The following is a 13,212-nucleotide window of genomic DNA, read 5'->3' as shown; positions in this document are numbered from 1 at the left end:
CCAGCGATCTCGAAGCATTGCCCGATGATGGACAGCCCGGCGTGGCTGGTGAGGGTGCGGCGACTGGCACGGAACTTGACGTTGGGCATGGCACTATCTGGGTGAATGGCGATATTCGAAATATTGCCATGCAGTTCATTAGGTTAGAAGCATTTCTGGGGGCTGGTCTCACGGATTCAGGGTATATAGAAGATAGCGCGCCATGGATAGTTGAGATTGAGAGCCAGTGTCGTATATATGGTGAGAATTGGAGGGAGGAATGGGAGAGAGAGGATTGGGGTAATGAATATTCAACCTACCAGCTCCATAATATGGTTGTGAAACCATGGAATCAAATGTTGGTTAGTATGGCGGGAAACAGTTTTTTAAAGCTTTCTAGCGCGATAAGGGAGCTTCCTGAAAGTAGCGGAAAAGAAAAAGTCGTCGATGCCCTGGAGAGGGACGTTGTAAGTAAGTGTCAGTCCGTAAAGATGAAAGAGTATAATGAAAAAAAGATGAAGGAGTTCGAAGCCGAGATTCAAAAGATAGTGGAATGATTAAAGCTGCTAACAGTAAGGTTGGCTGATTGCCAGTACTTCTCTGTTACGGCCCTCAAAGCGTTCCACCATGGCATCAACAATTCCGTGGTCGGGAAGTGTCTCGCCAGCACTATACTCCCCTAACACGAATATGGCAGCCAGACGGCTAGGTAAGCGTTAGCGTACCTGGCGAGAAATGGCTGCCATCGTCATGGTGGATGCGCCTTCGGCTTATCCGGCCTAAGTGCTATCTCGGCATGGGCTGGATCAAGGGAAATAGGGCCAGCCTCCTCGCCGTCTTAGCTAATGCAAAAGAATAGATAAAGTGGTCAGGTGCTTTGTTTCTGACGCAAGAGGGACAGGGCAGTATCCTCGATCATATCTTCCTGGCCGCCGATCATGCCTCGGCGCCCCATTTCGACGAGGATTTCGCGTGCCGGGACGCCGTATTTCTGCTCTGCACGTTTGGCGAATAACAGGAAGGATCCGTAGACCCCGGCATAGCCCAGGGTCAGGGCGTCGCGGTCTACGCGAATGGGAAAATCCATGATAGGCACGACCAGATCTTCCGCTACGTCTTGAATCTTGAAGACATCCACACCGGTATCTACGTTCATCAGGTCCAGCACGGCCACAAGCACTTCTAGCGGCGTATTGCCGGCACCGGCACCTAGGCCGGCGGCGGCAGCATCAATGCGGTCGGCGCCGGCTTGGATGGCCGCTACGCTATTGGCCACGCCCATGCCCAGATTGTGATGGCCGTGGAAGCCTAGCTCGGTATCCGGCGCAAGCACATCGCGCACGGCCCTCAGACGGTCTACCACCGAGTTTGGCAGCAAGTGGCCGGCTGAATCGGTGACATAAATGCAGTTGGCACCATAGCTTTCCATCAGTTTGGCTTGTTCAGCTAGGCCCTTTGGCTCGTTCATGTGGCTCATCATCAGAAAGCCGACGGTGTCCATACCCAGTTTACGGCCCAGCGAGATGTGCTGTTCGGCCACATCGGCTTCCGTGCAGTGGGTCGCCACACGGATGGTACTGACACCGATGTCGTGCGCCATCTTCAAATGATCAACGGTGCCAATACCTGGCAGCAGCAAGGCGGATACCTTGGCTTGTTTCATCAGAGGCACTACGGTGCTCAAATACTCTTCATCACTATGCGCGGGGAAGCCGTAGTTTACAGAAGCACCACCCAGGCCATCACCGTGGGTGACTTCAATGAGGGGAACACCAGCGTCGTCTAGGCCTTGCGCAATGTCGCTCATTTGCGTAAGGGTGATCTGGTGGCGCTTGGGGTGCATGCCGTCGCGCAGTGTCATGTCGTGTAGAATGACGTTCTTGCTCATGAGGTTCTTCTCCCGTTCAGGCGGTCGCGATAGCTTGAAGCTGTTCGGCAAACATTTCGGCTGTCCGTGCTGCGGCAGCGGTCATGATGTCCAGGTTGCCAGAATACTTGGGTAGATAGTCGCCAAGTCCTTCCACCTCCAGGTACACAGACACGCGATTGCCGTCGAACACTGGGCCGTTTACTAGGCGATAGCCAGGCACATACTTCTGTACGTCGGTGATCATGGAGTGAATGGAGGCCGTGATTTTCTCCTGATCGGCCTCGCCCTCGGTCAGGCAGTGCACGGTATCGCGCATGATGAGGGGCGGCTCAGCGGGATTCAGGATGATAATGGCCTTGCCCTGCCTCGCACCACCAACCTGCTCAACCGCGTTGGCGGTGGTGCGGGTGAATTCGTCAATATTCTTGCGTGTGCCGGGGCCAGCCGATCGAGACGAGACCGTTGCTACGATTTCGGCATATTCAACCGGCTGAATGCGTGATACCGCATACACCATGGGGATCGTGGCCTGGCCGCCACAGGTGACCATATTGACGTTGTTGACCCCTCGCCCCAGTTGTTCTTTCAGATTGGCCGGCGGTACACAGAAAGGACCAATAGCCGCCGGTGTCAGGTCGATCATCAGCACGCCCAGAGGCGTCAGCTTATCGGCGTTTTCTTTATGGACATAGGCGCTGGTGGCGTCAAAGACAATTTTGATGTCGTCTTCTTTGACGAAAGGCAGCAGGCCGTCCACACCTTGCGCTGTCGTTTTTATGCCTAATTTAGCGGCCCGCTTCAAGCCATCAGATTCGGGGTCTACCCCCACCATCCAGACGGGCTCCAGCAAGGGGCTGCGCATCAGCTTGGCCAACAAGTCGGTACCAATGTTGCCGGGGCCGATGATAGCTGTTTTGATTTTCTGTGCCATTTCTGACTCCTGATATGTGATTTTCAGAAAACATTGACGGGCGGTTGTATCTCACCCCATCAGTTTGACAAGCGCCAGGGATATCCACGGCACGTATGTCACCAAGGCCAACATGGCGAACATCGCCAAGATAAAAGGAATCGAACCAACGGATGCCTTTTCCAATGACGTGCCGGCAACACGAGCACCCACGAACAGATTTACCCCCACTGGCGGTGTTACCATTCCGATGGCTAGATTGAGGATCATCACAATGCCGAAGTGCACGGGGTCGATTCCGACCGCGACGACCACGGGAAGCAGAATGGGAACCAGAATAATAATTGCGGCCAACGTCTCCATGAACATACCAATGATCAACAGCAGTACGTTGATCATCATCAGTATGAGAATTGGGTTGTCGGTCAGATTGACGATAGACTCAGCAATCATGAAGGGAATGCGTTCAATCGCTAGCATGCGCCCAAAGATGGTGGCAGTGCCGACGATGACGATGACGGTGGAAGAGGTCAGTGCCGACCTGCTAATCACCTCGTAAAGGCTCTTTATCTTGATCTCTTTATGGACGAATACGCCTACTAAAAATCCATATATGACACCAATTGACGCGGCTTCTGTAGGTGTAAAGATGCCGCCATAGATTCCCCCTAGGATAATCACCGGTACCAGTAGTGCCCACTTTGCCTCCCATAGCGTAGCGAGCTTTTCCTTTGTGGTGTATCGGGTCTGGCTGCCGGTATAACCCGCTCTGCGGGCCTTGATATAGGCAGTAAGGATGAGCGCCAGACCAATCAGCAGGCCTGGCACCGCACCGGCAATGAACATCTCGGTAATAGATACGTTGGCCGATACCGCGTAGATGATCATGGGAATACTGGGTGGAATGATGATGCCCAAGCTACCCGCAGACGCGATGACGCCGACAGAGAAGCCTTTCTCATAGCCGGCCCGCGCCATGGCGGGTAGGAGCAGGCCACCAATCGCTGCCACCGTGGCAGGGCCAGATCCGGAGATAGCGGCAAAGAACATGCATGTTACTACGCCGATAACGGCCAGCCCGCCGGTATAACGCCCAAAAAAAACGTTGGCGACGTTCAACAATCGTCGAGACAGGCCACCTTCGCCCATCAGGTCACCCGCCAGAATAAAGAAGGGCACCGCCATAAGCGGGAAGGAGTCGATAGAGGTGACAAGCCCTTGGGCAATATAGGTGCTGCTGACCTTGCCGCTGAACAGTAAGGCAAAGGAGGATGCCAACCCTAGCGAGATGGCAATAGGGACACTGAAAAGTAAAAAAACTAGAAAGGAACCAAATAGCAAGAGGGTAATCACGATTTTACCTCACCGTGGCTGCGTCGGATCGTCTGGATCTCGAACACGATCCGCTGGATCAGGCGAACTATAACCAGGCCGAAACCCACCGTGGGTGCGAGGTAAATCCATCCCATGGGAATCCCAAGAGCAGATGATTTTTGTCCAAACGAGAGAATTTTCTGTGTCAGTGCATAGCCTTCTTTCATGACCAGTATGGCGAAAGCAATGAACAGAATGTGGGCGACTATAGCGGCATAGCGCTGGTAGAGAGCTGGCAGCTTAGTCACAGCGGCTTCCACACAGATATGAGCATTGCGTTTGACGCCGCTTGCGACCCCTATATACGTGGCCCAGATAAAGGCATATCGGGCCAGTTCTTCCGACCATGTCAGCGAGTCGTTCATGACATATCGCATGAATACCTGTGCACCGATCAATATCGACATCAAGGATAGAAGAAATACCATAAATATTTCTTCAAGATGTTTATCGAGAAACTTGAACATGTTGTGATGTCCGAGATTTAGCCAACGGCGAGACACTGTGTACGGTACAGTTTGCCGTGGAGTGTAGTGCCGACCTAGGTCTGCACTAACGCTCGCCGGGTGGGTGGTGCCTCGGCGAGCGTTAGTGCTTACGACTTAGTTCTTACGGTTATGGTAGCAGGCTGAAGGGGTCTTATTTTATTTCAGCCAGGATGTCATCAATGATCTCGTCGCCTACGCGCTCCCTTACCATGTCATAGATGGGGTCCATATGGCTGGCGAAGGCCTCAAGCTCTTCAGGAGACAATTCAGTGATTGTGACATCGGACATGGCGGCAATGGCTGCTTCATCGGCCTGCTGCGCCAAGTTACGCTGATACGTTATCGATTTGGCGACGGCTTCTTCCAAGATCACCCTGTCTTCGTCGCTCAGACTGTTGTAAATATTGGGATTGATAAGTATGGGCCACGGTGAGTAGACGTGGTTGGTTTTGGTGATGTGCTTCTGAACCTCGTTGAAGCGCATGTCGTAGAACAGGTTGATGGGCCCTTCCTGTGCGTCGAAGGTGCCCTGCTGTAGGGCCGTGAACAGTTCACCAAAGGCCAGCGGGGCCGGATTGGCGCCGACATTGCGCCAGGCTTCAAGGTGCACAGCGTTTTCCATGGTGCGCATACGCATCCCCTCAAGGTCTTCGGGCGAGCGGATGTCCTGCTTGCTGTTGGTCAGCTGCCGAAACCCATTTTCCCAGTAGCCAAGACCTTTGATCCCCACTTGCTCGAGGCTGGTCAGCAGGTTTTGTCCAATCTCACCGTCCAGCACCCGGTATACGTCATCCCGGTCCTTGAACATGAATGGAATGTCCAGGGCAAAGAACTGCGGGTTGAAGTTGCCCAGCACGGCCGACGAGACAAATGTCATGTCGACGTTGCCTAGCTGGATGCTCTCAACCAGCTCACGTTCGCTGCCGAGTTGTGAACTGGGGTAGATTTCAAGGCTGATGCGGCCATCGGTATTGTCAGCCAGTTCCTGAGCCAAGAATTCAAATGCCTTGTGGCCAGTATTGCTGGTGGAAGCCGCATGGCCTGCCTTGAGAACCATTTCCTGAGCAAGGGTGGGGCCAGAAATAACGGCGCAGAGGCCAGCAGCTAGGGCTGCGGAACGGAAAAACCGCTTGGGAAGGGTGCCTGTCATTGTGTTGTCTCCACATGGATATAACTTGCCGCAATCGAACACTACGGCTCGTGTCCTGCTGAATTCGTGACCAAACCAAGCCGATTCCAGCGATTGGCCACCAAGTGGGGGCAGCGCTGTAACCTGTTTCGGAGTCTAGTTTCGTGATACCGTTTTTGCAAGGATTGAATGTCGATCTCATAATATGAGAATTGCTATGCCAATTGAGCGTGAGATCAAGGCATCACCAAGAGCTATATAACGACGACGTAAGGACCCTTTGCCATGACCGATTTTCCGTCCTCCGATCTGGACACCCCAAATGCGGCCGCCGTGGCCGTGCTGGCCGCACTGCAATCCGCACTGGGGGAGAGCGAGGTGCTGGTGGGCGCAGCGATCAGCGACAAGTATCTTCGGGATTGGAGCGGCAAGCGCGGTGAGATGCCGCTGGCGTTCTTGCGGCCCCGCGCCACGGAAGACGTTGCCAAGGCGCTGGCGGTCTGTCATACCCACCAATGGCCGGTGGTGCCGCAGGGAGGGCTGACGGGACTTGCGGGCGGTGCCGTGCCTTCAGCCGGTGCGGTGGTGATCTCGCTTGAGAGGATGAGTGGTGTCGAAGAAGTCGATCACGCGTCGGCCACCATCACCGTGTTGGCTGGCACACCATTGCAGGTCGCACAGGAAGCTGCTCAGGAGGCGGGGTTTTTGCTGGCACTGGACCTGGGTGCGCGGGGCTCTTGCCAGGTGGGGGGCAACATCGCGACGAATGCAGGCGGCAATCGGGTGATTCGCTATGGCATGGCGCGCGACCTAGTGTTGGGGCTTGAAGTGGTTCTGGCGGATGGCACCGTTTTGCCCATGATGAACAAGATGGTGAAGAATAATGCTGGGCCAGACCTTAAGGGCTTTTTCATCGGTACTGAAGGCACCATGGGGGTTATTACACGCGCCGTGCTGCGCTTGCATGCGGGGGTCACAGGCGCCAACACTGCACTGATTGCACTGCCGGATTTTAATTCGGTTGTATTACTGCTGCGCTATGCTCAGCAAAGGTTATCGGGACTGGTGAGCGCCTATGAAGTGATGTGGAACGACTACTACCGTTCGGCTACCACGGCGGGCGGCATTCGTGCGCCGCTGGATGATGATTACCCCCTGTACGTGCTGATGGATATGCAGTCAGCCGAGCCTGCAGGCAACGCGGATCGCTTCGATGCTGTGCTTGAGCATGCGCTGGAGCAGGGATGGGTGCTGGATGCTGCCGTGGCGCAATCTCAGTCCGATGCGGACGACTTCTGGGCGCTACGCGATTCGGTCGCTGAGATGCTCGATTCCTACGCGCCGACCCTCAATTTCGACATTTCCTTCCCCATTTCTCAAATTGGAGTGTGCGTTGAGCGCCTGCGCCAGATTATGGACGAGATGTTCCCCGATATTCATGCCATGTACTTTGGTCACGTGGGCGATGGTAACCTGCATGTTGTTGTTGGGCCGCTGCCAGACGATCGTCAGCAGACCCAGCGTGAAATGGAAGAGGCTTTCTATGGCGTCACTCGCGAACTGGGCGGTTCCGTTTCCGCAGAACATGGCATCGGCACCCACAAGAAACCCTACTTGGGTCATAGCCGAAGTCAGGCCGAAGTTGATCTGATCAAACGGATGAAGTGTGCTCTTGACCCGAAGGGTATATTAAATCCCGGAAAAATCGTTGATTGAGTAGAGGTGCTGGCGGCGTTAGGAGATGGTGGCGCCGAGTTCAGCGCTGATCTGCCTGGCGCTATCTAGCACGGCCGTCTCCAGTTGCTCCATGCGTGCCGTGCTCATATGCTCAAGCGTGCTGGAGACACTGATGGCGGCAATGATATGGCCGCTGCTGTCGCGAATCGGCGCGGCAACGCAGCGAATAGACTGCTCATCTTCGCCTAGGTCGTAGGCGCAACCTTTGCTGGCATAGTTCCGCATGGTGAGAAGCCACTGTTGTAGCGTGCCAGGTTCACGCAGCAGGTGGGCATTGCGCTCGTACAAAAGGCGCCATGTGTCTTCGTCGGCGTCTAGCATTAGCGCTTTGCCGATGCCTGTCGAGATAAGCGGCTTCATACCGCCAACGCGCGAACTGATTTCAACGGCGCGCCGGCTTGAGAGCTTATCAAGATAAATCACGTGACCCTTTTCGGCATAGCCAAAGTGAACGGTATCAGAGGTGTCTTTTGCCAGCTTCTCTAGGATGGGGTGAGCCAGGCGAACCAGATCAATCTGCGAATAGGCAAGGGAGCCGAGCTCCAGCAATTTTCGACCAAGGCGGTAGCCACGTACAGGGTCGCGGGTGATGTAGTGGCGTGCTTGGAGAGCCGAAAGAATGCGATGCGCTGTGCTGTAGGTCATGCCGGTTGTGGCGGCAAGCTCGGCAATGTCATTGACTCCTTCGGAGACGGCTTCGATGATGTCCAAGCCACGCATAAGAGTCTGGCTGGGAAGGGGTTTTCCAGCCTTTCCTGCTTTTTGTGAAGCGGAAGCAGACTTCTCGGGGGGTTGTTTGTCTTGCACATTCACCACTCATTCAAGCGTCTACTGGCGTGTGTAGAGGATGTCGTTTTCTTCCCAAGGGAAATGGCTCTTGATGATAGACAAGTGTGCGGGTCGGCGCAATAACCAAGCCTGTCACTGCTAGCTGTACCGGAAGACTTTGACCCGCAGTCGAGGAAGTTGAGGGCTTATGAAATAAAGTGGACCCCATCGTCAAGACAGAAAACGTCCCGATTTAAGTTATCGTCTCGGCCTTGGCTGCAGCTGCACAGCGCTGCCCTGTGTCATGGTCCTGAGCGGTGTCACGTTGATGACCAAAGTGATCGGGACTGGCGGCACCGCCGCCAGTCCCCAACGCATACACGGTGTCCGGGGTCTGGTTCTCCAGCGATTGGTGAGGCCGCTGGGCGTTGTAGAACGAGAAGTACGCGGATAGGCCGAGGGTCAGCTCTCCCAAGCTCGCATAGCCCTTCACATACACGTCCTCGTACTTGACCGTCCGCCATAGCCGCTCGACGAAGATGTTGTCGAACGCGCGCCCACGGCCGTCCATGCTGATGGCGACGCCGGCTTGCTTGAGCACCCCCGTGAAGGCCTGGCTCGTGAACTGCGAGCCTTGGTCACTGTTGAAGATCTCCGGCGTGCCATGTAGCCGCAGGGCGCTTTCCAAGGCGTCGACGCAGAAGGACGCCTCCATGGTATTGCTCACCCGCCAGCTGAGCACCTTGCGGCTATACCAGTCGATGATGGCGACCAGGTACACGAAGCCGCGCGCCACCCGAATGTACGTCACATCGGTACTCCACACCTGATTGGGGCGTGTGATCGACACGCCGCGCAGCAGGTACGGGTAGACCTTGTGCTCAGGATGCGGCCGGCTGGTCATGGGGCCCGGCGCCATACCTGCCAACCCCATGCCGCGCATCAGCCGCTGCACGCGCTTGCGATTGACGCGAAAGCCATGGCGACCGAGTTCCACGACCATCCGGCGGCTACCGTAGAACGGCCATTGCGTGTAGATCTCATCGATCGCATGGCAGAGTTCGACATCCTGCTCGGAAGGCTCCGTTGGCTGCCGTTGAGCGTAAACGGTGGACCTGGCGACCCCTGCCAGGGCGCACTGGCGGAGCAGCGGCACTCGGTCGGCCGCGTCGATCCAGCCGCGGCGGATCATGGCAGGTTGATTCCGGATTTTTTTTTCAGCCAGTCGAGCTCCATCTTCAGACGGCCGATTTCCCCGTAGAGCTTCTCGTCTGACTGGTACTCGGGCTTTGGCTTTGGCCCGCGCTTCTTGTCGAACAAGGAGGCGGAGTCCGCCAGGAGGGCCTTCTTCCACTGACCGACCTGCACAGGGTGGACACCGAATTCCTGAGCGATTTCGTTCGCCGTCTTCAGGCCACGGACAGCCTCCAGGGCGACCTTGGCCTTCAGCTCCGGTGAGTGGGTGTTACGTTTCTGTTTCGACATCTCTGGTCCCTTCGAAATCGGCCTCGGCATATCTTAAACCAGTGTCTTGATTTCAGGGTCCACTATAACAGTCGTTCGATGTAAACAATCCTAGCGTTGGAACTATACTCATCTGGTGCTACTACTTGGGCTGTCATTTATTATTCCGCATATAATAATATGTCAAACATTATTGTATACGGGTGCGGGTGTCAAATTCATGTGCGTGGGTGTGTGGGGGAATACTCAGGAGCCCTGGATACCGCAGGTGCTGCGCTTATTGCTTGAATTCAGGGGTTTGACGGTAGATGATCGTGACTTTCGTTCTCCGGAGTGAGTGAGTCCCATAAGAAGATGAGTCCAAGCCAATGGATGCCACCCAGTTCTTTACTATCCGAGCATACTGACGGGTAGATAAATGAAGCTGCCTCGATTTTCTACTCGGAAATAAAAAATCATCCATTCCAAGGCTTTCGTTCTTGATCCACTGGCGTAGTGCGCTACGAGTCTTTTCGGTTATCTCGAATTGGACCGGTCTTTGGGTCTTTCTCTGCATTACAATGGCTCGGGAAGATATCATATCTCCGTGAGAGACGTCTCGGACATGCAATGCGACCAAATCGCAGGCTCTTAGCTTGCTATCAATGGCTAGTTCAAACAGCGCCAAGTCACGTTGTCTATTATTGAGTTGAAGCCTGACACGAATAGCCCAAACGTCTTTCAATCGGAGTGGGTGCTTTTGGCCAACCAGCTTGCCCTTGTTCCACGGGGAGTGATGTTTTTCAGAGGGAGTGTTCATGGGGCCGCTCTCCTAGGGTCAAATCTCTAGGATGGCCCAAAATTCTTCTATCATTATTAATTAAGGGTAATGGATGTTTTCCGAATTCCTATTTTAGGAAATTATGATTGTCCGCTTTTGGCCGTGAGCTGCCATTGCGAGCAATTTTAGGGAGAAGAATCTGAGTGAATAAAGAACGTTTGCCCCAGCTTGTTGCCGAGCTATATCGGGTTGTAAATGAGCTGGAGGAGATGTTTCCGGGTAGGCACTTCACCCCGGATGGCCACTTGGTTGGCAGCCTTGGTGAGTGCTTGGCGGCGCATCACTATGGATTGGAGCTACTGCCAGCGTCGTCACCCGGAGTCGATGCTGTGTGTGATGGTCGATACGTGGAGATCAAGGCTACGCAGGGTGGCCGAGTCGCATTAAGAAGCTGCCCTGAGCACCTACTGGTGCTGAAGTTGGATCGGCACGGCAGCTTCACGGAGGCCTACAACGGCCCTGGGGAGCTGGTTTGGCAAGAGCTAGCCGATAAGCCGCTGCCTCGCACCGGCCAGTATCAGGTGTCCTTGGCCCGGCTCTTGAAGCTGATGGGCAGCGTGGCGGCTGACGCACGGCTTCCGATGGTCATGCCGATTGCTGGATAGTCTGCACACTCGCGTGTGATGAGCTCGCTTGACTCCCCATGCTCGTATCGTAAGCTCACTGGTGCAAGTGTCGCCCATGGCGGCCCGGTGGTCTCGACCGGCACCAACCGAGGCACCCCGGCACCCAGGCGTTCCAAGGGTGCGCCGCTTAGCGGTACGCCACCTCCCAAAGCCTCGCGCATCCCGAGACGAGGCTGCCCATCCGGGTTGGATGCCGCACCTCTTCTTAGGCACTTATGTGCCACCACCCACCAGGGGATCCACATTCCCCGGTGGGGAAGGTGTGTCCCCTGTGTGCACTACCGCAGGAGATCCACCATGAAGTCCTACGATATGTCGCTCCTGGCCTGCGACCACGGTTTTGCGGGCAAGATCCGCCTCAGCGAACGGGTCATGGACGACTGCATGTATGTCGCAGAGCAAGTGGTCTCGGAGCATGGGGTCACTCCCATCGAACGATTCCAAATGCTGCTGCAGAACGTGGCAAGCCAGCTTTCTGGGTACCCGGCAGGGACCCAGGCGGTGCGGCTGACTCACCATCGCATCCCGCCCAGCGGGAATCCCCACCAGCCTCTGGCTTTCGAGCTCGAGGCGTTGGTCGTGCAAGGCGACCGCCAGCACGGTGACTACCTGCTGGTGGCACGCCATGACGAGCTGAACCACGCGCAGCTTTTCGCCGCGTAACCCTTCTACACTACCTACCCCGACCGGGACATCGCTCCCGGAGGGGGGTGGTCTCGGTCATGTCCGGAGGTTCTGGTCATGACACACACTTCAGTAGCTGCCCTCCCGGCAGAGTCTCGCTACTCCCCATCCAACGCGTCTCAGCTGTTCGTGCGCGACAGCGACGGCAACTACCTGGCAGCTCCCGATGACCGCGTCATCGATGCGGCGCGACAGGTGGTTGAGCGTTCCGTCTCAAAAGGCATGAAGCTCAACACGCCCAACCGGGTGCGTGAGTTCCTGTGGCTCAAGCTGGCTGGCTACGACCATGAGGTGTTTGGTGCCATCTTCCTGGACACCCAGCACCGCGTGATCGAGTTCAGCGAGCTATTCCACGGCACCCTTGATTCCGCCTCGGTCTATCCGCGGGAGGTGGTGAAGGCGGCGCTGCACCACAACGCCGGTGCGGTGATCTTCACCCACAACCACCCGAGCGGGGAGCCCGATCCGAGCGATGCGGACCGACGCATTACCCAGCGCCTTAAAGAGGCACTGGGTCTGATCGAAGTTCGCGTGCTCGACCATATCGTGGTGGGCGGCTCGGACTCGGTCTCCTTCGCGGAGCGGGGTTATCTCTGACACCTCGGGCGCTTGCCCGTGACTTCTTGGACGGGTGCCGGCACTGCCGGCCCCGTCCGCTCTTTTTGCATCCTGTCGAACAGGAGTCTGGTGATGATCAAGATTCCCGGGCGGCTCACCGTCCGAACCATTCATGGGCGCAACGGCCCCTTCAACGTCGGCCGGCTGGCGGCCTCGATCGGTGAGTTCGTCATCAAGGACCCTCAGCTGGACCAGTTCAGCGAAGGGGTGTTTGAGGGCGAGTTTCTGCTGCTCGAGATCCGCCCGGCGAGCTACTTCGCCGGTGGCCGGCTGGTGGTGGAGGTTCGCGCCAAGGTCGGCGAGATGCTGCTGACCGAGGATGGCATGCTGGTGACCCAGCATGGCCCGCGCTTCGACTCCGCTGAGGTGGACCCGCTGGAGGAGGAAGCCTCTCCTGCGCCTCCCGTGCCACCAGCCCCATCCACGCCTGTGCCGGGCGAGCCGACGGCTCCGCCTGTGCCATCGTCTCAGGGTGAAGCCGGCGTGGCGCCAGGCCCTCAAGCCCCAGAAGCCCACGCCGCTGGTCAGGAGACCCATCCCGATGCCGAGCTCTTCGGGCTTCTATGGCCCCTGGGGCAGAGCGTCAAGCTCGATCCCACCGTGGACCGAGCGCTGTTCCGCCGTCAGGTGAGTCGGCTGAAGGAATTGGGCTACCGATTCCAGGCGCCGACGCAGACCTGGCAAGCCGCTGCCTGAGGCAGCCACTCCCCACCGGGGCATCTCGATGCCCCGGGCTCGGGATGCC

14 protein-coding genes are annotated in these 13,212 nt (G+C 56.4%); 6 read left to right on the top strand and 8 right to left on the bottom strand.

Going from position 1 to position 13,212, the window contains the following annotated elements; all coding sequences use genetic code 11:
- Positions 1-536: hypothetical protein (locus tag DFO68_RS15560; RefSeq protein WP_208107436.1), on the top strand; the 536-nt coding region annotated here is incomplete at its 5' end.
- Positions 537-847: 311 nt separating this feature from the next.
- On the opposite strand, the gene dmpG is transcribed toward DFO68_RS15560, so the two are convergent.
- The 5 genes from dmpG to DFO68_RS13850 all read right to left on the bottom strand — a co-directional run bounded on the left by dmpG (position 848) and on the right by DFO68_RS13850 (position 5,771).
- Positions 848-1,867 carry a 4-hydroxy-2-oxovalerate aldolase gene (dmpG, locus tag DFO68_RS13870; RefSeq protein ID WP_133484226.1) on the bottom strand — a complete coding sequence of 340 codons (1,020 nt, stop codon included), beginning with the start codon at positions 1,865-1,867 and terminating at the stop codon, positions 848-850.
- A gap of 16 nt (positions 1,868-1,883) precedes the next feature.
- On the bottom strand, positions 1,884-2,780 hold the full coding sequence (locus DFO68_RS13865) for an acetaldehyde dehydrogenase (acetylating) (protein WP_133484225.1): 897 nt from the start codon (positions 2,778-2,780) through the stop codon (positions 1,884-1,886).
- Positions 2,781-2,831: 51 nt separating this feature from the next.
- Positions 2,832-4,112 (bottom strand): TRAP transporter large permease, encoded by a 1,281-nt coding sequence (locus DFO68_RS13860; protein ID WP_133484224.1) that lies wholly within the window; start codon positions 4,110-4,112, stop codon positions 2,832-2,834.
- Complete coding sequence (locus DFO68_RS13855; RefSeq protein WP_133484223.1) at positions 4,109-4,600, bottom strand: TRAP transporter small permease; 492 nt, start codon at positions 4,598-4,600, stop codon at positions 4,109-4,111. Before DFO68_RS13855 ends, DFO68_RS13860 begins: the two co-directional genes overlap by 4 nt.
- Before the next feature lie 172 nt (positions 4,601-4,772).
- Positions 4,773-5,771, bottom strand: coding sequence for a TRAP transporter substrate-binding protein (locus DFO68_RS13850; RefSeq protein WP_133484222.1), 999 nt, complete (start codon positions 5,769-5,771; stop codon positions 4,773-4,775).
- Between the two features lie 264 nt (positions 5,772-6,035).
- Between DFO68_RS13850 and DFO68_RS13845 the strand changes: the two genes are divergently transcribed.
- Positions 6,036-7,466 (top strand): FAD-binding oxidoreductase, encoded by a 1,431-nt coding sequence (locus DFO68_RS13845; RefSeq protein WP_133484221.1) that lies wholly within the window; start codon positions 6,036-6,038, stop codon positions 7,464-7,466.
- An 18-nt stretch (positions 7,467-7,484) separates the two neighbouring features.
- Here the strand turns inward: DFO68_RS13845 and DFO68_RS13840 are convergent, their stop codons facing one another.
- The 3 genes from DFO68_RS13840 to DFO68_RS13830 all read right to left on the bottom strand — a co-directional run bounded on the left by DFO68_RS13840 (position 7,485) and on the right by DFO68_RS13830 (position 10,518).
- Positions 7,485-8,294 (bottom strand): IclR family transcriptional regulator, encoded by an 810-nt coding sequence (locus DFO68_RS13840; protein WP_208107435.1) that lies wholly within the window; start codon positions 8,292-8,294, stop codon positions 7,485-7,487.
- A 214-nt stretch (positions 8,295-8,508) separates the two neighbouring features.
- Positions 8,509-9,740 (bottom strand): IS3 family transposase gene (locus DFO68_RS13835; RefSeq protein ID WP_243726522.1). Its coding sequence is split into 2 segments (ribosomal slippage): positions 8,509-9,447 and positions 9,450-9,740, totalling 1,230 coding nucleotides; the frame shifts between segments, so codons are not numbered across the junction.
- 256 nt (positions 9,741-9,996) lie between these two features.
- Positions 9,997-10,518: a tyrosine-type recombinase/integrase gene (locus tag DFO68_RS13830; protein ID WP_133484220.1), complete on the bottom strand. Its 522-nt coding sequence runs from the start codon at positions 10,516-10,518 to the stop codon at positions 9,997-9,999.
- Positions 10,519-10,682: 164 nt separating this feature from the next.
- Here DFO68_RS13830 and DFO68_RS16095 point away from each other — a divergent pair, with 164 nt between their 5' ends.
- The 4 genes from DFO68_RS16095 (at position 10,683) to DFO68_RS13810 (ending at position 13,163) form a co-directional block, all read left to right on the top strand.
- Positions 10,683-11,144 carry a DUF6998 domain-containing protein gene (locus DFO68_RS16095; RefSeq protein ID WP_133484219.1) on the top strand — a complete coding sequence of 154 codons (462 nt, stop codon included), beginning with the start codon at positions 10,683-10,685 and terminating at the stop codon, positions 11,142-11,144.
- A gap of 318 nt (positions 11,145-11,462) precedes the next feature.
- On the top strand, positions 11,463-11,828 hold the full coding sequence (locus DFO68_RS13820) for a hypothetical protein (RefSeq protein ID WP_133484218.1): 366 nt from the start codon (positions 11,463-11,465) through the stop codon (positions 11,826-11,828).
- Positions 11,829-11,906: 78 nt separating this feature from the next.
- Positions 11,907-12,446 carry a RadC family protein gene (radC, locus tag DFO68_RS13815; protein WP_133484217.1) on the top strand — a complete coding sequence of 180 codons (540 nt, stop codon included), beginning with the start codon at positions 11,907-11,909 and terminating at the stop codon, positions 12,444-12,446.
- A gap of 93 nt (positions 12,447-12,539) precedes the next feature.
- Complete coding sequence (locus DFO68_RS13810; RefSeq protein ID WP_133484216.1) at positions 12,540-13,163, top strand: DUF3275 family protein; 624 nt, start codon at positions 12,540-12,542, stop codon at positions 13,161-13,163.
- The last annotated feature ends 49 nt before the right edge of the window (positions 13,164-13,212 follow it).

Origin of the sequence: Halomonas ventosae (genome assembly GCF_004361885.1) — a bacterium.
Lineage (GTDB): Bacteria > Pseudomonadota > Gammaproteobacteria > Pseudomonadales > Halomonadaceae > Halomonas > Halomonas ventosae_C.
Note: the sequence above shows the minus strand (reverse complement) of the source record. Positions and strands in the feature narration are given on the sequence as shown.

Excerpts from the sequence above, each read along its gene's own strand:
- DFO68_RS13865 (WP_133484225.1), bottom strand. The coding sequence starts at position 2,780 with ATGGCACAGAAAATCAAAACAGCTATCATCGGCCCCGGCAACATTGGT.
- DFO68_RS13855 (WP_133484223.1), bottom strand. The coding sequence starts at position 4,600 with ATGTTCAAGTTTCTCGATAAACATCTTGAAGAAATATTTATGGTATTT.
- DFO68_RS13830 (WP_133484220.1), bottom strand. The coding sequence starts at position 10,518 with ATGAACACTCCCTCTGAAAAACATCACTCCCCGTGGAACAAGGGCAAG.
- DFO68_RS13820 (WP_133484218.1), top strand. The coding sequence starts at position 11,463 with ATGAAGTCCTACGATATGTCGCTCCTGGCCTGCGACCACGGTTTTGCG.
- DFO68_RS13810 (WP_133484216.1), top strand. The coding sequence starts at position 12,540 with ATGATCAAGATTCCCGGGCGGCTCACCGTCCGAACCATTCATGGGCGC.
- DFO68_RS13850 (WP_133484222.1), bottom strand. The coding sequence starts at position 5,771 with ATGACAGGCACCCTTCCCAAGCGGTTTTTCCGTTCCGCAGCCCTAGCT.
- radC (WP_133484217.1), top strand. The coding sequence starts at position 11,907 with ATGACACACACTTCAGTAGCTGCCCTCCCGGCAGAGTCTCGCTACTCC.
- DFO68_RS13845 (WP_133484221.1), top strand. The coding sequence starts at position 6,036 with ATGACCGATTTTCCGTCCTCCGATCTGGACACCCCAAATGCGGCCGCC.
- dmpG (WP_133484226.1), bottom strand. The coding sequence starts at position 1,867 with ATGAGCAAGAACGTCATTCTACACGACATGACACTGCGCGACGGCATG.